The following is a 24206-nucleotide window of genomic DNA, read 5'->3' on the forward strand; positions in this document are numbered from 1 at the left end:
GGCTGCCCTGGCCCGCCCCCCGCCGGGTGGGCCAGGGCAGCCGTTGGCGCCGGCACCTCCTGTTCGTGGCAGGCTTGCCCCGGGTGCTCGCGCCGTCCCTGGCGCGAGAGGAGGAGCGACGTTGACGTTCGTACGAGTGGGAGACGTGCCGCACCATGTGGTCGTCGAGGGCAGCGGACCGGTCTGCGTCCTGAGCGCCGGGCTCGCGATGAGCTGGTTCGACTGGGACCTCGTCGTCCCGCTGCTCGCCCCGCACCGCACCGTCGTCCGCTTCGACCGGCCCGGGCACGGACTGAGCGGCCCCGCCACCGTGCCGCCGTCCGCGGCGGGAGAAGCTCACCGCATCGCGGGCGTACTGGACGCACTCGGTCTGGACGGGCCCGCCACCGTCGTCGGGCACTCGATCGCCGGGTTCCACGCCGAGGCCTTCGCCCGGCTGCACCCCGCCCACACCGCCTCCGTCGTGCTCCTCGACTCGTCCGTCGAGGAGCACGCGCGCGTGCCCGCCGCGCCCGCGGTGCGCACCGCCGCGGCCCGGGCACTCGGCACGGCACTGTCCGCCGCCGGAGTCCCCGCCGCCCTCGGCCCGCTCACCCGCCGCGCCGTGGTCCGCCTCTCCCGCACCGGCGGCGGCGACCCGGCCCCGGCCGCGCTCGTACGCCGCTGCTACGCCACCTCACGTGTCCTGCAGGGCGGCCTCCTGGAAAACACCCACTACCGCGCGGTCGCCGCCGAACTCCTCGGCCTGCGCGAGCGGTACGCCCTGCCCGACGTCCCGGTCACCGTGCTCGCCGCGAACGCCGCGGGCGAGCGCTGGCTGGAGCGCCAGCACGCCCTCGCCCAGCTGCTCGGCGCCCGCTTCGAGACGGTCGCACCGGCGGGGCATCTGGTGATGCTGGACCGCCCGGACGCGGTGGCCAGGGCGGTCCTCGACGGACCGGCCGTGGCGAGCGGCGGACGGGCCGTACGCACGACATGGCCTCAGCCGTTCGCGTAGACCCGCTCCACAAAGGCGTGGATCTGCTCGTCCGACAGATGCTGGGCCAGATCCGCCTCGCTGATCATCCCCACGAGCCGCTTGTTCTCGATCACCGGCAGCCGGCGGATCTGGTGGCCCTGCATCTCCTGCAGCACCTCGTCCACGTCGGAGCCCGCGTCGATCCAGCGCGGGGTGCCCTTGGCCATGTCGCCCGCGGTGACCTGCGAGGGGTCGTGGCCCATGGCCACACAGCCGACGACGATGTCACGGTCGGTGAGGATGCCGCAGAGCCGTTCGTCGGAGTCGGCTATCGGCAGCGCACCCACATTGAGCTGCCGCATCAACTGCGCGGCCCGGTCGAGGGTCTCGTGCGCGGGGATCCACTGGGCTCCGGGGTGCATGATGTCTCTGGCTGTGGTCATGGCTTCGTACCTCCTGGCATGCCTTGACGGCCCGAGCGAACCCATTGTCATTGGGCCGTTCGGAGTACGCGACCGCAGCAGGTGGAGCGGGCGGAAGGAGCCCTCGGACATGGCACGGCTGACCCTGCGGATCACGGGCCGCGAACTGCCCGGCAGCTCGTGCGGCGAGTACCGCCACGTCCACGTCGGTACGCAGCGCGGCAGCGAGCCCGACCAGCTGGTGCCGGCCGACGCGGCCGAGGCGGTCTTCGAGATCCCCGTCGAGACCGTCACGGCGCCCGACGGCACGGCCGACTTCCGCGGGCCGTACGTCCAGGGGCGGCGCGGTGAGCGCTTCGTCTACCTGACGTGGGGCGAGCTGCCGCCGGGCGGATCGTTCGCGATGTTCCGGCGGGCGAAGCTCTTTCTCGCGGACGTGCCGGAGGAGGCGGTCTCGGGCGGCGCGGCCGAGGCGGGGCTGGGGTTGACGGACGGTGCGGGCATGCCGTTGTGCGCGGCGGTCCGCCCGCCGCGGATCGTGTGGCGGGCCGGAAGCTAGGCGGGGTGGCGCCTGCGGCGGGCTTGTTCCCCGACCCGCCCTCCCCCTACGGCCTGGCGGCCGTGGGAGGTACCCCCATCCCGAACTGGGGGCAAGCCCCCAGACCCCCACATGCGACCTTCGGCCGCATGTCCTCAAACGCCGGACGGGCTGAACATTCAGCCCCTCCGGCGATTGAGGCGCGGGGTCCGGGGCAGAGCCCGGTCAAGGCAGCGGCCTACGACGTACGAACCTCCGCGCCCCGCTTGTGCAGCAGGTCCACCATCAGCTCGACCTCCGAGCGCTGCGCCGCCACCATGCCCTCCGCCAGCGCCTTCTCAGGGCCGACCGTGCAGAGCTTCGCGCAGCCCTCCGCCATCGAGATCCCGCCGTTGTGGTGGATGATCATCAGCTGGAGGTACTCGATCTCGGCCTGCTTGCCACTGGCCTTGCCCAGCCGGTCCAGGTCCGCCCTGGTCGCCATGCCCGGCATCAGCGCACCGTCCCCGGCCTGAGACGACCCGCCGTGCCCGCCGTGCCCGCCATGCCCGGCGTGTCCGGACCCGCCGTGCGCGCCCTCCTTGCCCATCCAGGCCATCGGCTCGCTGTCCGCCGCCAGCTTCGGCAGCCCCCACAGATCCAGCCAGCCCAGCATCATGCCCCGCTGGTTGGCCTGGGTGTTGGCGATGTCGTACGCGAGCCGGCGCACCTCGTCGTCCTGCGTACGGTCCCGGACGATGAAGGACATCTCCACCGCCTGCTGGTGATGGACCGACATGTCCCGCGCGAAGCCCGCATCGGCCGAATCCGCGGACGGCGTACGCGACTTGGTGTCGTCGCTGCCCCCCGCCGAGGCCACCGTCGCGGCCCCGGCGAAGAGCAGCGCGAGCACGACCGCCGTGATCGCGCCCCAGTGCGTACGCGTCATGCCGATCACTTGCCGCCCAGTCCGTTGGTGCACGCGGCGCCCGGCTCGGGAGTCTGCGGGCCCTGCACGTACTTGGTGAAGAACTGGCTCACCCGCGGGTCGCTCGCGCTGTCGACCGTCAGCTGCTTGCCCCACGCGCTCAGCATGATCGTCCCGGCCTGGCTCTTGAACGGGCTCATCAGCGTGTACGGGGTCTTCTTGACCTTCTCGCTCAGCTTGCTCACATCGCCCGCCGAAGCCTTGTCGGTGTACGTGACCCAGACCGCGCCGTGCTCCAGGGAATGCACGGCGTTCATGTCGGGGATCGGCTCCTTGTAGACGTCGCCGTTGCAGTTCATCCACACCTGGTTGTGGTCGCCGCCGACCGGCGGCTTCATCGGGTAGGTGACCGTCTTGGTGACGTGTGTGCGGCCGAGCTTCTTCGCGTCCCAGCTCTTCTCGCCGGTGACAGGAGCCTTGGCGTCGGCGATCTCCTGGTCCTTCTTGTCCGACTCCTTGTTGAGCGCGTAGACGCCGAAGCCGACGAGACCGGCCACGACGACACCGCTGACGGCGATCGTGATGATGCGGCTGCGGCGCTCGCGGGCCTGCTCGGCGCGGCGCATCTGCTCTATTCGGGCCTTGCGGTCGTTGGTGCGGGTAGCCATGGTGTGTCGTCCTTCGTCAATGAAGTGATCAAGGGGCTGTGGGGGAGGCGGGACCGCTCAGGTCCGCAGCACTTGAAGGACGTGGAGGCTGGGAGCCCGCGGCTGCGCTCCCGAGCGGGGCAGCGAGGCCCCGGCGGGCGGTGCGCCGAGGTGCGGGGGCTGAGCCCCGGCCTCGGCCGGCGTGTCCAGCGGGGGCGCGGTGAGTACGGCCGGTTTGACGAGCGGCATCAGGCCGCAGGCGCCCCTGTCGTACGGACAGGTGTACTCGGCCGACGCATCCCCGGACGCGGACGTGGAGCCGGACGCGGAGGCGGCGGCGTGATGCTCGGCGGGCGGGCTCAGGCAGATGAAGAGCGCGCCGAGGAGCGTCGCCACGGCACTGAGCAGTGCCGTGGGACGCGCGGTGCGCGCGATGTGGCTGAGCCGCGGACCCCCCATGGGCGCAGATCGTAGTGTGCGGGAGCCTCCGGCACCTCATACGGGGCCGCCAAACAGCCATCGCCCGCAGTACCGGACGGGTTGGGAGGGGCCTCAGGGTCGTCTCGCCGCGGGCTCTGACCCACAATGGGCTCAGCCGGTACAGATGGCCGTGGGCGAGGCGCGCAACGCGCCTGAAACCCACGGATGGCATGCTCGTGCGGAGCAGGCGGCTTGACCAGCAAGGATGGGTGGAAATGGATAAGCAGCAGGAGTTTGTGCTCCGTACCCTCGAGGAGCGCGACATCCGCTTCGTGCGCCTGTGGTTCACCGATGTGCTCGGCTTTCTGAAGTCGGTCGCGGTGGCCCCCGCCGAGCTGGAGCAGGCCTTCGACGAGGGCATCGGCTTCGACGGCTCCGCGATCGAGGGCTTCGCGCGGGTCTACGAGTCCGACATGATCGCCAAGCCGGATCCCAGCACCTTCCAGATTCTGCCGTGGCGGGCCGAGGCCCCGGGCACGGCGCGGATGTTCTGCGACATCCTGATGCCGGACGGCTCGCCGTCCTTCGCGGACCCGCGGTATGTGCTGAAGCGCATCCTCGCCAAGACCTCCGACCTGGGCTTCACCTTCTACACCCACCCGGAGATCGAGTTCTTCCTGCTGAAGAGCAAGCCGCTGGACGGCACCCGGCCCACCCCTGCCGACAACTCCGGCTATTTCGACCACACCCCGCAGAACGTCGGCATGGACTTCCGCCGTCAGGCGATCACCATGCTCGAATCCATGGGCATCTCGGTGGAGTTCAGCCACCACGAGGGCGCGCCGGGCCAGCAGGAGATCGACCTGCGGTACGCGGACGCGCTCTCCACGGCCGACAACATCATGACCTTCCGCCTGGTCATGAAGCAGGTCGCGCTGGAGCAGGGCGTCCAGGCGACCTTTATGCCGAAGCCGTTCAGTGAGTTCCCCGGCTCCGGGATGCACACCCACCTCTCCCTCTTCGAGGGAGACCGGAACGCCTTCTACGAGTCCGGCTCCGAATACCAGCTCTCCAAGGTCGGCCGCTCCTTCATCGCGGGCCTGCTCAAGCACGCGGCGGAGATCTCGGCAGTCACGAACCAGTGGGTCAACTCCTACAAGCGCATCTGGGGCGGCTCGGCCCGCAGCGCGGGCGCGGGCGGCGAGGCTCCCTCGTACATCTGCTGGGGCCACAACAACCGCTCGGCGCTGATCCGCGTCCCGATGTACAAGCCGGGCAAGACGGGCTCGGCCCGCGTGGAGGTCCGCTCCATCGACTCCGGCGCGAACCCGTATCTGACGTACGCGGTGCTGCTCGCCGCGGGCCTCAAGGGCATCGAGGAGGGCTACGAACTCCCGGCCGGGGCGGACGACGACGTGTGGGCTCTGTCGGACGCGGAGCGCAGGGCGATGGGGATCGAGCCGCTGCCGCAGAACCTGGGCGAGGCGATCGCGCTGATGGAGCGGAGCGAGCTGGTCGCCGAGACGCTGGGCGAGCATGTCTTCGACTTCTTCCTGCGCAACAAGAAGCAGGAGTGGGAGGAGTACCGCAGCGAGGTCACGGCCTTCGAGCTGCGCAAGAACCTCCCGGTGCTGTAAGCGGAGCGTGAGCGGCAGAGAGGGCCGACGGCCTGTGACCGTCAGCCCTCTCTGCGGGTGAGCAGTACCGCTCTTGGCAGACTTCAGCGGCTCGCGGGCGCGGGAGCCGGCACCAGCTCGGGCTGAGGCTGCCGGTCGGCGTCCTCGACGCCGATGCGGGGCAGCCGATCGTCGAGCCAGCGGGGCAGCCACCAGGTCGCGCGCCCCATCAGCGCCATGGCCGCGGGCACGAGCACCATGCGGACGATCGTCGCGTCGAGCACGATCGCGGTCGCCAGACCAAGGCCCATCATCTTCACGAGCGGCGACGGGTTGGCGACGAAGCTGAGGAACACCACCGCCATGATCAGTGCGGCAGAGGTGATCACACGGCCCGTGGCCGCCATGCCGCGTGCCACCGACTCGGTGGTGTCGCCCGTGGCGGCGTACTCCTCACGGACGCGCGAGAGCAGGAACACCTCGTAGTCCATGGACAGACCGAACAGGACCGCGAAGAAGATCGTCGGCATGGGCGAGGCGATCAGGAAGGTGTCCTGCAGGTTGAACAGGGCCCCGAGCCAGCCCCATTGGAAGACGGCGACCACCACGCCGTATGCCCCGCCGATGGACAACAGGTTGACCACGGCGGCCTTCAGCGGCAGTGCGACGGAGCGGAACACCACCATCAGCAGCAGGAACGACGCTGCCAGGATCGCGGCGATGAAGACCGGCAGGGTGTCGGCGAGTTGCTCGGTGAGGTCGTCGGTCATGGCGGTCAGGCCGGATACGGCGACATTGTCGGGGACGAGGTCACGGACGCGCTCAAGGGTCCGGGAGGTCTCGGCGTCGGCAGGGGCGGTGGTGGGGAGCACGGGCAGCACGACGGTGTCCCCGGCGGCGGAGGTCTGTGGCTCGCCGACCGTGGCGATGCCGGGGTCGGCGGCGATGCGGCGGGACAGTGCGGGGACGTCCTCGGCCTCGGCGCCGGGGCGGGTCAGGTCGGCGACGATCAGCAGGGGGGCGTTGAAGCCCGGGCCGAAGCCCTCGGCCAGCAGGTCGTAGGCGCGGCGGTGGGTGGTGCTCGTGGAGTCGTCGCCGGCGTCGGGGAAGCCGGTCTCCATGCGCAGCGCGGGGGCGGCCAGCGCCAGCAGGACCGCGGATGCGGCGAGCAGGTAGCGCCACGGCCGCCCGGACACACGGTGGGCGAAGCGCCACCATGCCGTGTCCTCGGGTTTCTTCACAGGACGCCCCCGGCCCAGGCGGCTCCGTTTGTGGACTCGGTCACCCAGGAGCGACAGCAGGGCAGGCAGCAACGTCAGGGCGGTCGCCACGGCGAAGAGAACGACCAGGGCGGTACTCAGGCCGATCGACGTCAGGAAGCCCAGGCCGGTCAGTCCGAGAGCGGCCATCGCCACGATGACGGTGCCGCCGGCGAACAGGACGGCCGCGCCCGAGGACCCCATGGCGTTCGACAGTGCGGTGGTGTTGTCCTGGCCGGCTGCGCGGTTCTCGCGGTGACGGGCCACGATGAACAGGGCGTAGTCGATGCCTATGCCCAGGCCGATCATCGCGCCGATCGTGGGGGCGGCGGTGGAGACGTCCATCGCGTTGGCCAGCAGCATGACGCTGCCCAGGCCCGCGGCGACGGCCACCAGGGCGAGCACGATCGGCACCAGTGCGGCCAGGATCGTGCCGAACGCCACCACCAGGATGACGAGTCCGGTCAGCAGGCCCGCCGCCTCCGCACCCGAGGTCTCCGTCTCGGCGTTGATGAAGACTGCGTCACCGCCCAGCTCGACGACGACGCCGTCCCCGCGTGCGGGCTCGATCGCGTCGGTCAGGGCCTCGATCTCCTCGGGGTCCACGTCCATCGCGGACACGTCGAACGTGATCCGGGCGAAGCCGATACGTCCGTCGGGCGAGAGCGTGCCGGCGGTGAAGGGGCCGGCCGTGGTGGCGACGTGCTCCACGCCGGCGATCCGGGCGACGGCGGCGTCGACGGCAGGCCGGTGGCGCTCCAGCCGCTCCCCTTCCGGCGCGGCGAAGACCGCCATGGCACTGCCACCGGACGCTTCAGGGAAGCGCTCTTCGAGCAGCTTCATAGCCTCCTCGCTCTGGCTGCCGGGAGCGACCAGGTCGTCGACGAACGAGCCGCCGACGGTTCCGGCCAGGGGCAGCACGAGGAGGAGGGCAACCGCCCAGGTGGCGATGGTGACCCATGGTCGGCGGGCGCTCGCGCTGCCGATGCGACGGGTGAATCGGTTCATGGCTGTGTGGGCTCCTGTGAGATGGCCGCCGTCCGCCGCCGGCCGGTGGCGCGCTGGAGGCAGGAGTTGTGAGCGGTTCCATCGTGGGTTCCGGCGCCGGGGCTGTCCCCCGCCACCGGACGGGCTCGCGGCTCCCGCGCGGGACGGGGAGAACGCGGCACCACCACCCCCTGGCGGGGGAGCCCGGTGTCCGCCCGCAGGTGGGTGACTGCGCCTGCGACCTGGACCTACGATGGCGTGCCCGGTGCACCCTGATGGCCAACGCCAGCGAGCCGGAAAAGCCTTTTGACGGAGCGATGATGAACCGCACGGCGCTGCCCTCAGAGACGCTGGTCCGCGGCGTGCCGGGCAGGTTCCGCGGGCCCTTCGCCCGGTGGCCGCGGACCGCGGACGCCGTCCTCGCTGCCGCCATGCTCCTGGCCGCGGTGTTCGTGGAGGAAGCTCCCGGCGATGCGCTCCGCATCCGTCCGATCACCGACGTGCCCGTCCCGGTCCTGCTGCTGTACGCCGTGGCCGGCGCGGCGCTCTACTGGCGGGGCCGCGAACCTGTCGCGGTCGTGTCCGTGGCGCTCGTCGCCTGGGGGCCGACGCTGGGGAGCAGCTACTCCACCTCGGGCGGGATCGTGATCGTGGCGCTGTACAGCGTCGGGCGATACGCCGCGGACACCCGGCGGAGCCGACTCTGCACCGCCGCGGCCATCGCTGCCGCCGTCGCCGCGGTCGTGATCGACGGCCTGCTGAATTCCGTCCCCTGGGGGGACATCGGCTTCGGCGCCGTGGTCATGTTCGGGGCCTGGTACATCGGTCGCCGTCTGCGGCTGCGTGCGCAGCGCGCCGCCCGACTCCGCCAGGAGCAGGCCGCCGAGACGCGCCGGATCGTCGCCGAGGAGCGCACCCACATCGCCCGCGAACTGCACGACGTGGTCGCCCACCGGGTGAGCATGATGACGGTGCAGGCGGGTGCGGCCCGGATGGTGGCCGCCGACGATCCCCAGGAGGCCCTGGCAGCTATGGCGGCGGTGGAACAAGCCGGGCGCCAGGCGCTGGACGAACTGCGCCACCTGCTGGGAGTACTGCGGCCGGACGCCGACCGCGACCGGCTGGGTCCCCAGCCCCGGCTGGCCGACCTTCACCAGCTCGTCGAGCAGGTCCGCGAGGCGGGTCTGGACATCTCGGTCACCGGCGGTGTCGAGGCTGCTCTCCCGGCCCGCGTGGAGCTGTCGGCGTACCGCATCGTCCAGGAGGCACTGACCAACGTGCTCAAGCACAGCGGACCGCGGACCCAGACCGAGGTGCGCCTGAGCTGCGAGAGTGGCGGCCTCACCATCGAGGTGCTCGACGACGGTCGTGGAGCCGCCGTCCCGTCCGTGTCGGCCGGCGCCCACGGCGGTGTGCCCGGCCATGGGATCGTCGGCATGCGGGAGAGAGCACTCCTCCTCGGCGGCAGCCTCGATGCGGGGCCGCGTCCCGGCGGCGGATTCCGGCTGGCCGCCCATCTGCCCACTTCAGGAGAGCCCGCGTGAGCATCCGTGTCGTTGTCGTGGATGACCAGGCGCTGGTCCGCCGGGGCTTCGTCATGATTCTGAGGGTCCATGACGACATTGAGGTCATGGCCGAGGCCGGGACCGGACTTGAGGCCGTCGACGCGGCACGCAGGCATCGTCCGGACGTGATCCTCATGGACATCCGCATGCCGGGCATGGACGGCATCGAGGCAACCTCCCGGATTCTGCGGGAGGCGGACTGGGACGTGCGGGTCCTGATCCTGACCACGTTCGATCCGGACGAGTACGTCTACAAGGCGCTGCGTGCCGGTGCCAGCGCCTTCGTGCTCAAGGACATTCCCCCCGAGCAGCTCGCCACCGCCGTGCGCACCGTGGCCGAGGGCGGGGCGCTGCTGGCCCCTTCGATCACCCGGCGCCTCATCGACCAGTTCGCGGAGCGACGTGTCGTCAACACCACCGTGGCGGGCCGCCTGGAGCGACTCACCGAGCGCGAACTCGAGATCGTGGTCGCCGCCGCGCGGGGCGCGAGCAACTCGGAGATCGCCGCCCAGCTCTTCATCGGGCCCGCCACCGTCAAATCGCACGTGTCGAGCATCCTCACCAAACTCGGTCTGCGTGACCGCACCCAGATCGTGATCTTCGCCTACGAGAGCGGACTCGTGGAAGCGGGCGACCACGACGTCGGTCACTGAGGCGTGGGCGTGGTCCCTCAGTCGCTGTCGGCCGTGCTGGGGCGCAGCACCTCGTACAGCGGCTTCGTGGCCCGTACGCGGTACTCCTGCACCGCCCAGGCGTTGCCGTCCGGGTCCGCGAAGTGCATGAAGGTCCCGCCGTCGCCCGGTCCGATCTCGACCGGGTCGGAGACCTCCACACCACGCTCGACGAGCTCGGCATGGGCCGCCTTGATGTCCGCGACGACCAACTGCAGCCCGGAGTACGAGCCGGGCTCGGGGCCTTTGCCGTCGGGGCCCCCGATGCCCTCGCCGATGACGATCGAGCAGCCGGAGCCGGGAGGCGTGAGCTGGACGATGCGCATGGTGTCGGTGACGCGGGTGTCGAGGTCGACCTTGAAGCCGACCTTGTCACGGTAGAAGTCCCTGGCCCGGTCCACGTCCGAGACGGGGACCACGATCACTTCGAGCGTCCAGTCCATGCGGGGCCTCCGAGGTCAGTGGTCGGCTGCGTATGTGATGAAGTCTGCCCATACGTGGGGGGCGATGGCGAGCTGTGGGCCGGTGGTGTTCTTCGAGTCGCGTACGTGGACGGCGCGGGTGGTGGTCGCGACCTCGACGCAGTCGGAGCCGGCTTCGCCGGTGCTGTAGCTGCTCTTGAACCACGCCACTTCCACGCAGTCGGAGCCGGGCTCGTTGCTGCTGTAGCTGCTCTTGAACCACTCCAGCTCGGGCTCAATGCTCATGTTTCTCCCCGCACTTTCTCGATGAGGGCCAGCGACTCCCGTGGCGTGAGAGCCTGCGCTCGGATGCTTCCATATTGCATCTCCAGGAACTGCACCTCCCTCGGCTCGGAGATCAGGCGAGTGATGTGCTGCACCTCGGTGTACCCGAGAGTGGCGCCGCCGCGGAGTTTGAACAGGCGGAATCCGCCCGCCAGGCCAGCGTGGTCCTCCAGGCTAGTAGGCAACACCTGGATCTCGACGTTTCGGAACTGCCCTACCTCCAACAGTCGTTCGAGCTGTCGTCGGTGCACCATTTTGCCTCCGAGCGGGCGGCGCAGCGTCACTTCATCCTGTACGAAGCTGAAAACAGGCATGGTCTTTGTCCTGTCGACGATCTCCTGCCGCGCCATGCGAGCCCCCACCTCCCGCTCGATGACGTCCTCCGTGAGGAGTGGACGCCTCATGCCGAACATCGCCCGTGTGTAATCCTCTGTCTGCAACAGCGCGTGGATCGTGTGGTTGTTGTACGCGCCGAGCTCGACCGCCTCCGCCTCCAGCTTCGCCAAGTCCCGGACCTTCTTCGGATACCGAGCCTCCGCCACGTCCCTCTGCATCGAGATGATCTTGCCGCCCGCGCCCAGGACGTCATCCGCCCTCTGCAGATACACATCCTTCGGAGCACGTCGACCGCGCTCCACCGAGGAGACCAGGTCCTCGCTGTACCCGATCGCAGTCCCCAGCTCCGCCTGCCGGAGCCCCGCCGCCTCCCGCCATGCCTTCAGCTGACGGCCGACAATCCTGAGGACCGCCCCGCCCTCGTCGTCCCAACTCTGCTGCTCCGTACCGTCGTCCATGTCGCCGACCTCCACCCGTCCGCACTGTCCGGACGCACCCGGGCGCCACCCGGACAGTTACGCTGCGTACCGACTTCATTACTGTTCAGAGTAGGTGCGAGCGGCCACGCTGAGTGACGGGAATCAAGAAATCACCCGACCGTGACTGCTGTACGCCATTTCCGAGATCGACCAGCCCGCATCACTCTGACGCGCCCGTGGTGAACACCGTGACGTAGTCGACGAGCATGGGACTGCCGGGGCGGGTCTCCGGAGTGGGCGTGCTGTGCCCGGCGATGGCTTTGGGGAAGCCGCCGCCGATGGCCAGGTCGAGGAGGATGAAGTGCCCGTGGCCCGTGGCGGCGTCCCACGTGGCCTCGTTCATCTGTGCCGAGCTGACGGAGTGGTAGCGCCTGCCGTCCACGTACCAGCTCACTCGCTCCGGCTCGACACTGCGGTCCCACTCGACGGCGTAGGTGTGGAAGCGGCCGGTGCAGTCCGAGTCGGGGCAGGTGGTATCGGCAGCGAGGCCCGTGCTCTCCTCGCAGGGGCCGCCCTCGCTCGTCCCGCAATGCATGGCGCCCCAGACCCGGTTGACGCCGTTGGCGTTCTCCAGCACGTCGAACTCGCCGACGGTGGGTGACACTCCCTCGCCGGTACGGAAGGGCTCGCCCAGGGTCCAGAAGGCCGGCCAGTAACCCGCGGCCGCGGGGCCGGTGATTCCGGGGAGCTGGATGCGGGCCTCAATGCGGAGCTTCTTGCCGTCCGGTGGCCGAAAGTCATTGCGGCGCGTCTCGATGCGGCCGGAAGTCCATCGTCCGGCGTTGTCCCGCAGCGGAGTGATGCGCAGGTTGCCTCGGCCGTCCTGGCTCAGGTTGGCCGGGTCGGCCGTATACCGCTGGACCTCACCGGTTCCCCACCGGGGCGGACCGCCGGGATATCCGCTCCCGACGTCGGTGATCCAGTTCTTGGTGTCCGGCGCAGTTGCGGCTCTGCCGTCGAAGTCATCGGTCCACTCGACGGCCCACCTGTCGGCGGACGGCGGGGTGGCACGCGCAACCGACGGGCCGAAGCCCACGGCGAGGACGGCGAGCGCGGACGCCACCGCCGACCACGGGCGGCGGCTCCGTAGCGGCAGCTTCATCGGGTTGCACCTCCTGGCCTGGCCATGAAGAGCCAACTCTGCCGGGGCAGTTCAGGGGGCGTTCACGGTCTCGGGCGCGGCCACCCGCGGCAGCCGTGCGGTCACCGTGGTGCCCTCACCCTCCTCGGAGCGGACTTCCGTCGTGCCTCCGTGGTTCGCCACGATCGTGTGGACGATGGTCAGCCCGAGTCCCGTGCCCGGGATGGCTTGGTCCACGGCGTTCGAGGCCCGGAAGAACCGGCTGAAGAGCTGCTCGCACTCCTTCTGAGGGATGCCGATACCGGTGTCGCTGACGCTGAGGACCACCTCGCCGTCGTCTGCGGCAGCCTGGACGCGTACGTGCCCGCCGCTGGGAGTGAATTTCACGGCGTTGGACAGCAGGTTCATCAGGACCCGGTCGAGCTGGTCGCTGTCCGCCTCCAGCACGAGCGGCTCTTCGGGGCAGTCGGTCTCCAGGTGGACGGAGGCCGCCTCGGCGGCGGGCCTGATGGTGTCCACGGCCGAGCCCACCAGTTGGCGCAGGTCGACCTCCACCTTCTGCGAACTGAAGGTGCCGGCCTCGATCCTGGACAGGGTGAGCAGATCCTCGATCAGCGCGCGCAGCCGGTTGGCGTTGCGGTCGACGATGTCCAGCATGCGATGCTGCGGCTCCGAGAGCGGGCCCGTTTCGTCGTCTCTCAGCAGCTCGACATATCCCACGATGCTGGTCAGCGGAGTCCGCAACTCGTGGGAGACGGTCGACAGAAAGTCGCTCTTGGCCTGGTCCAGCGCGCGCAACTTCTCCACCAGGGCCGCTTCTTGCCCGTAGAGCATCGAGTTGTGCATGGCCCGGCCGACACCGGAGGCCATCGACTCCGCGATGTCGATCTCCACAGTGCGCCAGGCGTGCTCCGGCCCACTGCGGGAGAGGCATACGGCTCCGAGCGGTTCATCCCCCACTCCGATCGGCGTGAGCACGACGGAATACAGGCCCAGGGCCTTCGCGGCGTCGCGATTCTCCTCCGGCAGGCCCGTCCTGCCGAAGGAGCCGGGGGCGTCCGGCAGTGGCACGCCGGCGGAGAGATAGTCGGGGAGATTGTCGATGGACCAGGTCGTTCCTTGTCTGTAGTGGTCGCGGACCACTTCTGCGGGGATGGGAGGGAGCGCCTGCAACCCCTCGGCCGTGAGCAGACCTTGCTCTGCGTTCCATGCCCGCGCCACCGGGACCACCGGGCTGTCCTCTTGGATGAGCAGGATGAACACATGGTCGGCTTCCAGCCCCTCGCCGATCCCCGTGCAGGCCGCGTCCAGGACCTCATCCACATCGAGGCGCTCCCGGATCCGGATGCCGACGTCACGCGCAATACCCGACAGCCGGCGCCGCTCGCCCTCGATCTCGCGCAGCCGGTCGCCCTCGTCGGCGAGCATGTTCACCGACCGGGCCACCGCGCGGATCTCGGCGGGCCCCTGCTCCCTGGCCCGTGCCGAGTTCTCCCCGGCGGTGAGACGGCCGAGTGTCCACTCCACGCCCTTGAGGGGCCGGACCAGGGCACGGGTGGTTCGCAGCGACGTGTACACGGCGGCGGCCAGCGCGGCGAGCAGCAGGGCGGCGACCCATACGGTACTGACGCGGACGACCCTGTCGGCGCGCTCGTCCATCCGCACGACTTCCGCGCTCAACTGGTCTTCGAGTTCGTGGTTGGTGGCCTCGAACGCGCTGAACAGGACCGAGCCCTCCCGGGTGAGCCGCGCCGCCCGCTCGCTTCTCGGTGTGGCTACCGCTTGTTGGTCGGCGGTGCGCACATATACCTGGAGCTGCTGTCCTTGTGTCCTCAGATTCCGATCGTCCTGCGGATCGCCATGCTCGAGGGCGGAGGCGAGTATGGCCGGGTATGCGTGGCGCGCCGTCCGGTAGGCAGCCAGCTGCTTCTGATCGCCGGTGAGCAGATAGCCGCGCATGGAGCGCTGCATGTCGGAAGCCTCGCCGTGCAGCCGTAGATTGTCGGCGAGGGTCGGCTGCGTCCGGTCGATGATCTCGTCACTCGCCCGGTGTCCGATGAACGCGGCGGTCAGCACTCCGGCCGCGACCAGCAGGATGAGGCCGGTCATCACCCCGAACGCGGTGCCGAGCCGCCGCGTGACGGAGTAGCCGCCCCGTCCCTTGCGTCCGCTCATACACGATCACCTCCGCCCGCGCCCGCCTGCCCGGTCTCGGCGAATCCGCTGCGTGGTATGGACCCCCACGCCTGCGGAGAGCCGCGCAGCCCTTGCACCATGCCGCGCAGTCGCCACCACGCGGTGAGCTGGCGGTATCCGATGTTCTCGGCAATCGCCCCGACGACAGCACCCCAGATGTCCCGCGACCGTGCGAACCGGTGGAAGGCGTACTCCTCCACCGCCAGCGACACCAGGCTGACCACCAGGGCGTAGCCGTACGCGACGAGCAGGAAGCGCCACACGAAGTCCGGGTCGACCGCGCCGAGCAGCACGCTCACGGGTACCAGGACGAGACCGGCCAGTTCGATGACGGGGGCGAGCAGTTCGAAGAACACGTAGAAGGGCAGCGACACCAGCCCGATCCGGCCGTACCGGGGGTTGCCGATCATGCGGCGGTGCTTCAGCAGGATCTCCGTCAGCCCGCGATGCCACCGCCGCCGCTGTCCCGACAGGGCCTTCCTCGTCGACGGCGCCTCGCTCCAGGAGATCGGCTCACTGACGAAGACGATGCGGTAGTCGCGGCCCTGGTCACGCAGATACCGGTGCAGGCGGACGACCAGTTCGGCATCCTCGCCGATGCAGCCCGCGTCCATGCCGCCCACCGCCACCACCATGTCCCGCCGGAAGAGACCGAAGGCACCGGCGATGACCAGCAGGCCGCCGACCTTCGACCACCCCGTACGTCCGAGCATGAAGGCCCGCAGATACTCGACCACTTGGATGCGGCCCAGCAGCTCCCGGGGCACGCGCGGCTCGACGACCCGGCCTGCGACAACGGTGCAGCCGTTGGCGATGCCGACCACGCCGCCGGTGGCGACCACCCGAAGGGGGTCGTCGCAGAACGGCTTGGCCACCGCCAGCAGCGACTCGGAGTCCAGGATCGAGTCCGCGTCCACCATGCACAGCAGCGGATAGCGTGCCAGGTTGATTCCGGCGTTGAGGGCGTCGGCCTTGCCGCCGTTCTCCTTGCGGGCCACCACGAGAGGCACCGGTCCGCCTCTGGGCAGATGGACCGACTGCACCCCACCGCGCACCGGTACGTCGTCGGGCACGACGCGCTCCACCTCGACGAGGTCGAACGCGTCCCGCAGGGCGTCCAGCGTCCCGTCGGCGGAGCCGTCGTCCACGACGACGACCTCGAAGACCGGGTAGCGCAGCAGGAGCATGGCCCGGACCGCCTCCGCGATCGACGTCTCCTCGTTGTACGCAGGCATGATCAGCGACACCGGCGGGGTGAAGGGACTCGCGGAGGCGTCTTCGTAGCCCGCGAAGGATGCCCGGCGCAGCCTCCTGACGAGCTCTCCGACGGCGACGAGTATCAGCAGCAGATAGCAGGTGTTGATGACCGCGAAGTACACGAGGATCGCGCTGTCGCTCACCGTGATCAGGGTGTGCCCCGCGTCCCGTAGCCAATCCAGCGACCCGTCGCTCGCAAGGCTCCTGGCGCCGGGTGCGTGCACCGGGCTCAGGATGTCGGCAGCGCTCACCGCACTCACGGGGCCGCCTCGGCGACGTGGGCGGAGGACGCGCCGATGACGGACGACTCCGCGAGCGCCGCCCTGGCCTGTGCCGCCGCACGCAGGCCCCAACGGCCGTCGGCGGCTGCCCGCAATTCGACGCCGCCCACGTCGCCGAGGCGCAGCAGCGACCGGGCCGCGGTGGCGGCCACATGATCATCCGGGTCGCCGAGCAGACCCCGCAACCGGGCCGTGGCGGCCACGGCACCCAGGCTGCCCAGGGCCCCGGCGGCCACCCTGCGCAGGGCGACCGGCTGACCGGGGCCCACCGCGGCCAGCAGCGGCTCAAGGCCGTCCGGCATGCCGAGCCTGCCCAGCGCGCGGGCAGCCCTGATACGCACCTCCGCATCGGATTCCTCGCGCAGAGCGCTCGCGATCTCGGCGGTCCTGGAGACCCCGCCGATCGCGCCCAGCGTCTCGATCGCCACCGCCCGGACGAGCGGCTCCGGGTGCTCCAGGCCCGCCGCGATGCTCCGCAGGGCTTCCGGCCCGAAGGACGTCAGTGCCCGGGTGACCACGGCGGGCGGTACGGTCCGCGGTCCGTAGAGGCAGTCCAGCAGCTGTGGAACGACCGAAGGTTCTCCGATCAGGCCCAGCGCCCGCGCGGCGACCAGCCGCACCTCCGGGTCGCGGTCGTCCAGCAGGCGGCAGAGCGGTGGGGCCGCGGGCCGGTGACGGAGCTGGCCGAGCACTTCCGCGGCGCGGCCCCGCCGGACCGCGCCCCGGCGGCCCAGATCCGCCACGGCATCCGCGGTGGCCCCGCGGCGCTCGAACAACTCGATGAGCGCGGTTCTGGCCTGTCCGGAGACCTTGCCGAACATCAGCGCCACCGTGGGCTCCAGCGCCCCCCAGGTGCGGTCGTCGAGCTCCGAGAGCTGGTCCAGCGCCTCGCGCTGCTCGTCCTCCTCCGCGCACAGGAGCTCCAGCAGCACGCCCCGCACCGGGGCCACGATCCGGTCTCGTCGGCGCTGCCGGTAGTGACGGACGACGCGCAGGCCGACGATCAGTACCCCCAGCAGCACCACGACGGTCACCAGGCACATCAGCGCGCCGGTGACGAGACTGGTGGCGATCACCGGGAGGCCCTGGTGAGCACGGCCTGGACCCGGCTGCTCAGTTCGCGCGGGCTGAACGGCTTGATGATGTAGTCGTCGGCTCCCGCGGCGAATCCCGTCTCGACGTCTCCCTCCTGGGAGCGGGCGGTGATCAGGATGACGGGGAGCGAGGCGGTCTCGGGCGCCGCGCGGAGTTCGCGGCACACATCCAGGCCGGACATCCCGGGCATGCGTATGTCGAGCAGAGCGACATCGACCGGCTGGCTGCGCGCTGCCTTGAGCGCGGCCATGCCGTCCTCCACGGCGATGACCTCATGACCGCTCTGGGTCAGTTTGAAAGCGACAAGGTCCCGTATGTCGCCATCGTCATCGGCTATGAGGACTCGAGGCATTACGTCTCCTGGGATGCGGAATTCCGGAAGGAGTCGAGGAGGTGCATCACACTTGAGCGCCGGAACGGTTTGGCCAGCATCGCGTCCACCGCCAGCTCGGAGAGATCCTGCTGGTCGAGCACTGAGGAGACGACGAGGTGGCACTTGCCCGTACGGCTGTCCGCGCGCAGTCTGCGGATGACTTCCCGGCCGTCGATACCGGGGAGCAGGATGTCGATGATCGCCATGTCGGGTGGGTCCGCGAAGGCGAGCTCGAGGCCCTCCTCGCCGGTGTCCGCGACGGCCACCTGGCATCCCAGCCCCCGCAGATGACGCTCCAGCAGGGCACTGACGTCCAGATTGTCTTCGATCACGAGTACGCGCGGAGTGCCCATTACTGTCCTTGTCACGGAAGTATCGCGTCACCTGCCATCAAGGTATGTGCGTTTTGCCTTGCCTGCCACATTTATGATCACTGTCGGTAACGGCCGGCGGGTGCCCCCGGTACCAGGGTCCGGACCGGCCAACTGGCGCCGAGGGGCCTGGCTTACCGAGGGTGACGAAGGAGCGGGGCCGGAAAGTCGGCCAATTCGGCCGGGAGGCAGGCGGGTTGGGCAACGGGCCTGTCGGGACCGGGAGTTGTGTGACGCCGTGCGGCGTCACACACTCGCGTCCGCTCAGCGCTCCGAAAGCGGAGCAGGCGCTTCCTGGATGACCCAGCCGTTGCCGTCCGGGTCCTGGAAGAACATGAACGAGTTCCATGTGTCGCCCGGGCCGTCCTCCCAGCCGCTCGCGCCCACGTGCTGGATCTCGCTGACGTCCACCGACCGCTCGACAAAGGCCGCGCGGGCCGCCGCGATGTCCGTCACGCACAGTTGGAGGCCCTGAAGCGAGCCGGGAGCCATGGGGGTCTGGCCGGGGCGGCCCGGGAGGCCGCTGCCCATGGAGACGGAGCAGCGCGAGCCCGGCGGGGTCATATGGATGATGCGGATGCCCGGGGCCACTTCCCGGTCGAGGTCGACCTTGAAGCCGCAGCCCTGCTCGTAGAACTTCTTCGACCGGTCGAGATCCGTGACCGGGATCATGATCACTTCAAGCGTCAGTTCCATCGGTTCCGTGGGGGCCGTCGGTTCCATCGGTGGAGCTCCTCTATTCGGTGAACTGCCAACGGGTCTGGCTGTACGGGCTCTTCGCGAAGCCGAAGGCCGTGCGCGGCTCCACACGGAAGACCAGAGCGGTGCCGGCCTGGTGCACGAACGCGCCGTCGCGGACCTCGAAGGTCCAGTCCGAGCCGTACTTCTCGATGTACGCGTCCGCCAGCGCGCGCAGTCGCGTCTCGTCGGTTACACGTGCCGCCGCTCCCTCGACCACCACGTCGTAGCCCTCGCCCAGGGCATTGGCACCGGTGGTGAGGACCACCTCCCGATTATCGCGGAGGTTTTTCGCCTTCCGCTCGTCGGCGCCGGTACAGAAATGCAGCCCGCCGTCGTGCCAGACGCCGATCAGCGGGGTGACATGCGGCCGGCCCTCCGGGCGCACGGTCGACAGCCAGTAGATTTCGGCCGCCTTCAGGCGCTCGACCGCATCGGTCCAATCGTCGGCGGTGGCCTTTTCGTCGCTGTAGCGGGCGTCCAGCTTGGTCAGGGGCTCGTTCTCGGGCATGGTGCGGTCCTCTCCACTCGGGTCACCGAATGTGTAGACCGGGAGCGGCGCCCCTATTCATCGGCCGACGCCGGACGGGATCACGAGGGTCCTGATCGGCCGGACAGGGCCTAGGCTCGAATCAGGGGCCCTTGATCGGGCGCGACGTTCCTTGAGCTGGGCAGGACGGGAGACGACGGGATGACGGTGTCGGGGCGCAGAAGCAGTACCTTCACGCGACTGCTGCGGCACGGCTTCACCGATCCGTCCGCCGCCGAACGGCTCCTCGGCCTCTCCGACATGGCTTCCGTACGCTCCGACCCCGTCCTCCTCGACGCGCTCGGCGCGGTCGCCGACCCCGACCTCGCGCTGCGCGCCCTCGTACGGCTCGTCGAGGCGCAGCCCCCCGCCGGCCGGCAGAGCCTCCTCGACACCCTGATCACCGCGAAGCCCCTGCGCGACCGGCTGCTCGGCGTGCTCGGCGCGTCCGAGGCACTCGGCGACCATCTCGCCCGCCACCCGCGCGACTGGCAGGCGCTCGTCACCTACGAGGCGGCCGATCTGCACCCGGGCGTCGCGGACTTCGAGCGCGGCCTCGCCGATGCCACCGATACGGTGTCGCTGCGCGTCGCCTACCGGCGGTGCCTGCTGTCCATAGCGGCCCGCGACGTGTGCGGCACGACCGATGTCGCCGAGACCGCCGCCGAACTGGCCGATCTGGCCACGGCCACCCTGCGCGCCGCCCTCGCCATCGCCCGTGCCTCGGCGCCCGGCGACGCGGCGCAGTGCCGGCTCGCCGTCATCGCCATGGGCAAGTGCGGCGGCCACGAACTCAACTACGTCTCCGACGTGGACGTCATCTTCGTCGGCGAAGCCGCCGACGGCGCCGACGAGAACAAGGCCATGCAGGCCGCGACCCGGCTGGCCTCGCATCTGATGCGGATCTGCTCCGACACGACCGTCGAGGGCACGATCTGGCCCGTCGACGCCAATCTGCGGCCCGAGGGACGCAACGGCCCGCTGGTGCGCACCCTGTCCAGCCATGTCGCGTACTACCAGCGCTGGGCCAAGACCTGGGAGTTCCAGGCACTGCTCAAGGCCCGGCCGGTCGCCGGGGACCCCGGGCTCGGCGAGGACTACATCGAGGCCGTGTCGCCCATGGTGTGGCAGGCCGCCGAGCGCGAGAACTTCGTCCCGGACGTGCAGAAGATGCGCCGCCGCGTCGTCGACAACATCCCCGCGGCCGAGATCGAACGCGAGCTCAAGCTCGGCCCGGGCGGGCTTCGGGACGTCGAGTTCGCCGTGCAGCTGCTGCAGCTGGTCCACGGCCGCAGCGACGCGACGCTGCACAGCGGCACCACGCTGGAGGCCCTGCGGGCACTGGCGGCGGGCGGCTATGTGGGACGCGCGGACGCCGCCCAGATGGATGCGGCGTACCGCTTTCTGCGCGCCATGGAGCACCGCATCCAGCTGTACCGGCTGCGGCGTACGCATCTGGTGCCCGAGGCCGAGTCCGATCTGCGGCGCCTCGGGCGCTCGCTCGGGCTGCGTACGGACCCCGTCGCCGAGCTCAACAAGGAGTGGAAGCGGCACGCGGCGGTCGTGCGGCGGCTGCACGAGAAGCTCTTCTACCGGCCGCTGCTGGACGCCGTCGCCCAGCTCACGCCCGGCGAGACGCGGCTCAGCCCGAAGGCGGCGGGGCAGCGGCTGGAGGCGCTCGGTTACGCGGATCCCGCGGCGGCCCTGCGGCATCTGGAGGCGCTCTCGTCCGGGGTGACGAGGAAGGCCGCGATCCAGCGCACCCTGCTGCCGGTGCTGCTCGGCTGGTTCGCCGACTCGGCCGATCCGGACGCCGGTCTGCTGGGTTTCCGCAAGGTGTCCGACGCGCTCGGCAAGACGCCCTGGTATCTGCGGCTGCTGCGCGACGAGGGCGCGGCCGCGGAGAACCTGGCGCGCGTGCTGTCCGCCGGGCGGCTCGCCCCAGACCTGCTGCTGCGGGCCCCCGAGGCGGTGGCGCTGCTCGGCGATCCGGAGGGGCTGGGGCCGCGCGGCCGCGAGCACCTGGAGCAGGAGATCCTGGCGGCCGTCGGACGCGCCGACACCCCGGAGGGCGCGGTCGCGGTGGCGCGTGGCGTACGCCGACGGGAGCTGTTCCGTACCGCGGCGGCCGACCTGATCGGTTCCTACGGCACCGAGGAAAGCCCCGCCGAGGCGGACCCGGGCGCGCTGGTGGACCGGGTCGGCAGCGCGGTCACCGACCTGAACGCGGCGACGATCGCGGGGGCACTGCGGGCCGCGGTGCGCGAGCAGTGGGGCGACGAGCTGCCGACCCGGTTCGCGGTCATCGGCATGGGGCGCTTCGGGGGACACGAGCAGAGTTACGGCTCCGACGCGGACGTGCTCTTCGTCCATGAGCCGCGCGAGGGTGTGGACGAACAGGAGGCGTCTCGGGCCGCGAACACGGTCGTCACGGAGATGCGCCGACTCCTCCAACTGCCCACGACAGACCCGCCGTTGCTGATCGACGCGGATCTGCGGCCGGAGGGCAAGAGCGGTCCGATGGTCCGCACCCTCGCCTCCTACGAGGCGTACTACCGGCGGTGGTCGCTGGTGTGGGAGAGCCAGGCGCTGCTGCGCGCGGAGCCGATGGCGGGGGACCAGGAGCTGGGGCGGCGCTTCATCGACCTGATCGACCCGCTGCGGTATCCCGCGGAGGGGCTCGGGGAGGACGCCGTCCGCGAGATCCGGCGGCTGAAGGCCCGGATGGAGTCCGAACGCCTGCCGCGGGGGGCGGACCCCACGCTCCACACGAAGCTCGGGCGCGGCGGGCTGAGCGACGTGGAATGGACGGTCCAGCTGCTCCAGATGCGCCACGGCTGGGCGGAACCGGGCCTGCGCACGACCCGCACCCGCGAGGCCCTGCGGGCGGCACACGCGGCGGGCCTGATCGACACGGAGGACGCGCAGATCCTCGACGAGGCGTGGGTACTGGCGACCCGCGTCCGCAACGGCGTGATGCTGGTCCGCGGCCGCCCGGGCGACACCTTCCCCTCGGACGGCCGCGAACTGGCGGCGGTGGGGCGGTACTTGGGGTACGGGCCGGGGGTGACGGGGCGGGAGCTGCAGGTGGGGCACAGCGGGGCCATGCTGGACGACTACCGTCGGATAACGCGGCGGGCGCGGGCGGTGGTGGAGGTGCTGTTCTACGGAGCGTAGGGGTGCGGCCGGGGGAGTTTCCCCACCCGCCCCTTCCCGGAACCGGGGGCTGCGCCCCCGGGCCCCGGGTGGTATGGGTTCAGCGGGGCTGGCGAACCCGCGCCCGCGCTCGGCGTCGGCTTCGCCGGGCGGTGCCAGCGGGCTGGGGCGGGTGCGGGGGCATCGCCCCAGAGCCCGGGGGGTTGCGGGTTCAAGCGGGGGCTGACGCCCCGCGCCTGAGTGTCGGCTCGCGGCGCGGAGGGCACAGGCGGTACGTGGCGGCGGCCCCCGTTGCCCCCGTTCTCCGCGGCACGCGGCACGCGGCAGCCGGCCGCCCCGCCGCGAAGCCGGCGCCGAGCAGGGTTCGGGGGCGCAGCCCCTGCTGCCTCAGCCGACCGCGCCGCGAAGCGGGCGCCCCGGGGCCCGGGGGCGTCAGTCCCCGGTTTCGGGAAGGGGCGGGGTGGGGGAAAACCCCCCGCCCGAGCGCCGGCTTCGCGGCGCGGAGAGCCCGGGGCCAGGTACCGGGTGGTGGCTGGTGCCTGCGGCGCCCCCGAGCCGGAGGCTCTCCCGGAGCCCAGCGGGCGGCGCGGCACGCACGCGGCTACCGGGATCCGGCGGACGCGGCGTCCGGGCGGCCGCTCATCTTCCCGCGGTGAAGCGGGGACGCAGCCGCGCCTGGCGGTCCGGCCGGTCCACCTGCCGGGGCAGCTGGTGCGGAAGCGCCCGGTACCAGGCGTACGAGACCGCGAAGCCGAAGGCCAGGCACATCATGCCGCCGACCGCGTCCAGCCAGAAGTGGTTCGCCGTTGCCACGATGACCACGAGCGTGGCCACCGGGTAGAGGACACCGAGGATCTTCGCCCAGGGCGTGGACGCCAGCGCGAAGATGATGAGGCCGCACCAGAGCGACCAGCCGATGTGCATGGACGGCATGGCGGCGTACTGGTTCGACATGTTCTTCAGGTTGCCCGAGGCCATCGAACCCCAGGTGTGATGGACCAGCACGGTGTCGATGAAGTCATGGCCGTTCATCAGCCTCGGCGGAGCGAGCGGATACAGGTAGTAACCGACCAGTGCCACCGCGGTCGTTGCAAAGAGCACCAGACGCGCGGCCGCGTAACGCCCGGGATGGCCGCGGTAGAGCCAGACCAGCACGCCGATCGTCACAATGAAGTGCAGCGTCGCGTAGTAGTAGTTCATCGACACGATCAGCCATGACACCGAGTTCATGGTGTGGTTGACCGACTGCTCGAAGGCGAGGCCCAGGGAGCGCTCGACGTCCCAGATCCAGTCCGCGTTGCTCAGGGCCGCGGACTTCTGCTCCGGTACCGCATTGCGGACGAGTGAATACGTCCAGTAACTGACCGCGATCAGAAGTATTTCGAACCACAGCCGTGGACGGCGCGGTGAGCGCGCCCGACCGCTCGGCGCAGGCGTCGATGCCGGGCGTTCCTCGTCCACGATGGGTGGCGGGGTGGCCGTCCGGCCTTCCAGTGTCTTCACGGTCGCTTCACCCATGGGGAGAGAGTCTGCCAGATTCGCGTCCCACACCGATCATCCCTCGGTCTGGTTCAGTAC

General features: G+C 70.5%; 23 protein-coding genes. 6 read left to right on the forward strand and 17 right to left on the reverse strand.

What is annotated here, in order from left to right; genetic code table 11:
• Window positions 1-121: 121 nt before the first annotated feature.
• Window positions 122-997: an alpha/beta fold hydrolase gene (locus OG905_RS29235; RefSeq protein ID WP_328678561.1), complete on the forward strand. Its 876-nt coding sequence runs from the start codon at window positions 122-124 to the stop codon at window positions 995-997.
• On the opposite strand, the gene OG905_RS29240 is transcribed toward OG905_RS29235, so the two are convergent.
• The gene (locus OG905_RS29240) at window positions 982-1401 is read right to left on the reverse strand and encodes a CBS domain-containing protein (RefSeq protein ID WP_328678562.1); all 420 of its coding nucleotides are present in this window, start codon (window positions 1399-1401) and stop codon (window positions 982-984) included. The genes OG905_RS29235 and OG905_RS29240 overlap by 16 nt on opposite strands.
• Before the next feature lie 109 nt (window positions 1402-1510).
• On the opposite strand from OG905_RS29240, the gene OG905_RS29245 reads away from it, so the two are divergent.
• A complete protein-coding gene (locus OG905_RS29245) occupies window positions 1511-1939 on the forward strand; it encodes a DUF5990 family protein (RefSeq protein WP_328678563.1) in 429 nt (142 codons plus the stop codon).
• A 217-nt stretch (window positions 1940-2156) separates the two neighbouring features.
• Here the strand turns inward: OG905_RS29245 and OG905_RS29250 are convergent, their stop codons facing one another.
• The 3 genes from OG905_RS29250 to OG905_RS29260 are packed head-to-tail and all read right to left on the reverse strand — an operon-like array spanning window position 2157 to window position 3931.
• Window positions 2157-2846 carry a DUF305 domain-containing protein gene (locus OG905_RS29250; protein ID WP_328678564.1) on the reverse strand — a complete coding sequence of 230 codons (690 nt, stop codon included), beginning with the start codon at window positions 2844-2846 and terminating at the stop codon, window positions 2157-2159.
• Between the two features lie 5 nt (window positions 2847-2851).
• Window positions 2852-3493, reverse strand: a complete 642-nt coding sequence (locus tag OG905_RS29255) for a DUF3105 domain-containing protein (RefSeq protein ID WP_328678565.1) — start codon at window positions 3491-3493, stop codon at window positions 2852-2854.
• A 57-nt stretch (window positions 3494-3550) separates the two neighbouring features.
• Window positions 3551-3931 carry a hypothetical protein gene (locus OG905_RS29260; protein WP_328678566.1) on the reverse strand — a complete coding sequence of 127 codons (381 nt, stop codon included), beginning with the start codon at window positions 3929-3931 and terminating at the stop codon, window positions 3551-3553.
• 236 nt (window positions 3932-4167) lie between these two features.
• Between OG905_RS29260 and OG905_RS29265 the strand changes: the two genes are divergently transcribed.
• Window positions 4168-5529, forward strand: coding sequence for a glutamine synthetase family protein (locus tag OG905_RS29265; protein ID WP_328678567.1), 1362 nt, complete (start codon window positions 4168-4170; stop codon window positions 5527-5529).
• Between the two features lie 83 nt (window positions 5530-5612).
• Here OG905_RS29265 and OG905_RS29270 read toward each other — a convergent pair whose 3' ends face one another.
• Complete coding sequence (locus OG905_RS29270; protein WP_328678568.1) at window positions 5613-7775, reverse strand: MMPL family transporter; 2163 nt, start codon at window positions 7773-7775, stop codon at window positions 5613-5615.
• Between the two features lie 254 nt (window positions 7776-8029).
• On the opposite strand from OG905_RS29270, the gene OG905_RS29275 reads away from it, so the two are divergent.
• Entirely contained in the window at window positions 8030-9298 is a 1269-nt protein-coding gene (locus OG905_RS29275; RefSeq protein ID WP_328678569.1) for a sensor histidine kinase, read from the forward strand.
• Window positions 9295-9972 carry a response regulator transcription factor gene (locus OG905_RS29280; RefSeq protein WP_328678570.1) on the forward strand — a complete coding sequence of 226 codons (678 nt, stop codon included), beginning with the start codon at window positions 9295-9297 and terminating at the stop codon, window positions 9970-9972. Before OG905_RS29275 ends, OG905_RS29280 begins: the two co-directional genes overlap by 4 nt.
• 17 nt (window positions 9973-9989) lie before the next feature.
• Here OG905_RS29280 and OG905_RS29285 read toward each other — a convergent pair whose 3' ends face one another.
• The 11 genes from OG905_RS29285 to OG905_RS29335 all read right to left on the reverse strand — a co-directional run bounded on the left by OG905_RS29285 (window position 9990) and on the right by OG905_RS29335 (window position 19454).
• Window positions 9990-10433: a VOC family protein gene (locus OG905_RS29285; protein WP_328678571.1), complete on the reverse strand. Its 444-nt coding sequence runs from the start codon at window positions 10431-10433 to the stop codon at window positions 9990-9992.
• Window positions 10434-10448: 15 nt separating this feature from the next.
• Window positions 10449-10697, reverse strand: coding sequence for a DUF397 domain-containing protein (locus OG905_RS29290; protein WP_328678572.1), 249 nt, complete (start codon window positions 10695-10697; stop codon window positions 10449-10451).
• Window positions 10694-11530 carry a helix-turn-helix domain-containing protein gene (locus OG905_RS29295; RefSeq protein ID WP_328678573.1) on the reverse strand — a complete coding sequence of 279 codons (837 nt, stop codon included), beginning with the start codon at window positions 11528-11530 and terminating at the stop codon, window positions 10694-10696. The genes OG905_RS29290 and OG905_RS29295 overlap by 4 nt, the downstream gene beginning before the upstream one ends.
• A 181-nt stretch (window positions 11531-11711) precedes the next feature.
• Window positions 11712-12653: a glycoside hydrolase family 16 protein gene (locus OG905_RS29300; protein ID WP_328678574.1), complete on the reverse strand. Its 942-nt coding sequence runs from the start codon at window positions 12651-12653 to the stop codon at window positions 11712-11714.
• A gap of 51 nt (window positions 12654-12704) precedes the next feature.
• Window positions 12705-14807, reverse strand: a complete 2103-nt coding sequence (locus OG905_RS29305) for an ATP-binding protein (protein ID WP_328678575.1) — start codon at window positions 14805-14807, stop codon at window positions 12705-12707.
• Window positions 14804-16345: a glycosyltransferase family 2 protein gene (locus OG905_RS29310; RefSeq protein ID WP_328678576.1), complete on the reverse strand. Its 1542-nt coding sequence runs from the start codon at window positions 16343-16345 to the stop codon at window positions 14804-14806. Before OG905_RS29310 ends, OG905_RS29305 begins: the two co-directional genes overlap by 4 nt.
• Window positions 16342-17442 (reverse strand): HEAT repeat domain-containing protein, encoded by a 1101-nt coding sequence (locus OG905_RS29315; protein ID WP_328678577.1) that lies wholly within the window; start codon window positions 17440-17442, stop codon window positions 16342-16344. Before OG905_RS29315 ends, OG905_RS29310 begins: the two co-directional genes overlap by 4 nt.
• Window positions 17439-17813 carry a response regulator transcription factor gene (locus OG905_RS29320; RefSeq protein ID WP_266477124.1) on the reverse strand — a complete coding sequence of 125 codons (375 nt, stop codon included), beginning with the start codon at window positions 17811-17813 and terminating at the stop codon, window positions 17439-17441. The genes OG905_RS29315 and OG905_RS29320 overlap by 4 nt, the downstream gene beginning before the upstream one ends.
• Window positions 17813-18202: a response regulator gene (locus OG905_RS29325; RefSeq protein ID WP_328678578.1), complete on the reverse strand. Its 390-nt coding sequence runs from the start codon at window positions 18200-18202 to the stop codon at window positions 17813-17815. The genes OG905_RS29320 and OG905_RS29325 overlap by 1 nt, the downstream gene beginning before the upstream one ends.
• Window positions 18203-18469: 267 nt before the next feature.
• Window positions 18470-18901, reverse strand: coding sequence for a VOC family protein (locus tag OG905_RS29330; RefSeq protein ID WP_328682666.1), 432 nt, complete (start codon window positions 18899-18901; stop codon window positions 18470-18472).
• Window positions 18902-18941: 40 nt separating this feature from the next.
• Window positions 18942-19454, reverse strand: coding sequence for a pyridoxamine 5'-phosphate oxidase family protein (locus OG905_RS29335; protein ID WP_328678579.1), 513 nt, complete (start codon window positions 19452-19454; stop codon window positions 18942-18944).
• Between the two features lie 180 nt (window positions 19455-19634).
• Here OG905_RS29335 and OG905_RS29340 point away from each other — a divergent pair, with 180 nt between their 5' ends.
• Entirely contained in the window at window positions 19635-22649 is a 3015-nt protein-coding gene (locus tag OG905_RS29340) for a bifunctional [glutamine synthetase] adenylyltransferase/[glutamine synthetase]-adenylyl-L-tyrosine phosphorylase (RefSeq protein WP_328678580.1), read from the forward strand.
• A 618-nt stretch (window positions 22650-23267) separates the two neighbouring features.
• Here OG905_RS29340 and OG905_RS29345 read toward each other — a convergent pair.
• Window positions 23268-24146: a phosphatase PAP2 family protein gene (locus tag OG905_RS29345; RefSeq protein WP_328678581.1), complete on the reverse strand. Its 879-nt coding sequence runs from the start codon at window positions 24144-24146 to the stop codon at window positions 23268-23270.
• Window positions 24147-24206 lie beyond the last annotated feature (60 nt).

The sequence above is a fragment of the Streptomyces sp. NBC_00322 genome, from assembly GCF_036147535.1.
Lineage (GTDB): Bacteria > Actinomycetota > Actinomycetes > Streptomycetales > Streptomycetaceae > Streptomyces.

What these genes read in the sequence shown, in the direction of transcription:
- OG905_RS29240 (WP_328678562.1), bottom strand. Translation starts at nt 1,401, where the DNA reads ATGACCACAGCCAGAGACATCATGCACCCCGGAGCCCAGTGGATCCCC.
- OG905_RS29245 (WP_328678563.1), top strand. Translation starts at nt 1,511, where the DNA reads ATGGCACGGCTGACCCTGCGGATCACGGGCCGCGAACTGCCCGGCAGC.
- OG905_RS29250 (WP_328678564.1), bottom strand. Translation starts at nt 2,846, where the DNA reads ATGACGCGTACGCACTGGGGCGCGATCACGGCGGTCGTGCTCGCGCTG.
- OG905_RS29255 (WP_328678565.1), bottom strand. Translation starts at nt 3,493, where the DNA reads ATGGCTACCCGCACCAACGACCGCAAGGCCCGAATAGAGCAGATGCGC.
- OG905_RS29260 (WP_328678566.1), bottom strand. Translation starts at nt 3,931, where the DNA reads ATGGGGGGTCCGCGGCTCAGCCACATCGCGCGCACCGCGCGTCCCACG.
- OG905_RS29265 (WP_328678567.1), top strand. Translation starts at nt 4,168, where the DNA reads ATGGATAAGCAGCAGGAGTTTGTGCTCCGTACCCTCGAGGAGCGCGAC.
- OG905_RS29270 (WP_328678568.1), bottom strand. Translation starts at nt 7,775, where the DNA reads ATGAACCGATTCACCCGTCGCATCGGCAGCGCGAGCGCCCGCCGACCA.
- OG905_RS29275 (WP_328678569.1), top strand. Translation starts at nt 8,030, where the DNA reads ATGGCCAACGCCAGCGAGCCGGAAAAGCCTTTTGACGGAGCGATGATG.
- OG905_RS29285 (WP_328678571.1), bottom strand. Translation starts at nt 10,433, where the DNA reads ATGGACTGGACGCTCGAAGTGATCGTGGTCCCCGTCTCGGACGTGGAC.
- OG905_RS29290 (WP_328678572.1), bottom strand. Translation starts at nt 10,697, where the DNA reads ATGAGCATTGAGCCCGAGCTGGAGTGGTTCAAGAGCAGCTACAGCAGC.
- OG905_RS29295 (WP_328678573.1), bottom strand. Translation starts at nt 11,530, where the DNA reads ATGGACGACGGTACGGAGCAGCAGAGTTGGGACGACGAGGGCGGGGCG.
- OG905_RS29300 (WP_328678574.1), bottom strand. Translation starts at nt 12,653, where the DNA reads ATGAAGCTGCCGCTACGGAGCCGCCGCCCGTGGTCGGCGGTGGCGTCC.
- OG905_RS29305 (WP_328678575.1), bottom strand. Translation starts at nt 14,807, where the DNA reads ATGAGCGGACGCAAGGGACGGGGCGGCTACTCCGTCACGCGGCGGCTC.
- OG905_RS29320 (WP_266477124.1), bottom strand. Translation starts at nt 17,813, where the DNA reads ATGCCTCGAGTCCTCATAGCCGATGACGATGGCGACATACGGGACCTT.
- OG905_RS29330 (WP_328682666.1), bottom strand. Translation starts at nt 18,901, where the DNA reads ATGGAACTGACGCTTGAAGTGATCATGATCCCGGTCACGGATCTCGAC.
- OG905_RS29335 (WP_328678579.1), bottom strand. Translation starts at nt 19,454, where the DNA reads ATGCCCGAGAACGAGCCCCTGACCAAGCTGGACGCCCGCTACAGCGAC.
- OG905_RS29340 (WP_328678580.1), top strand. Translation starts at nt 19,635, where the DNA reads ATGACGGTGTCGGGGCGCAGAAGCAGTACCTTCACGCGACTGCTGCGG.
- OG905_RS29345 (WP_328678581.1), bottom strand. Translation starts at nt 24,146, where the DNA reads ATGGGTGAAGCGACCGTGAAGACACTGGAAGGCCGGACGGCCACCCCG.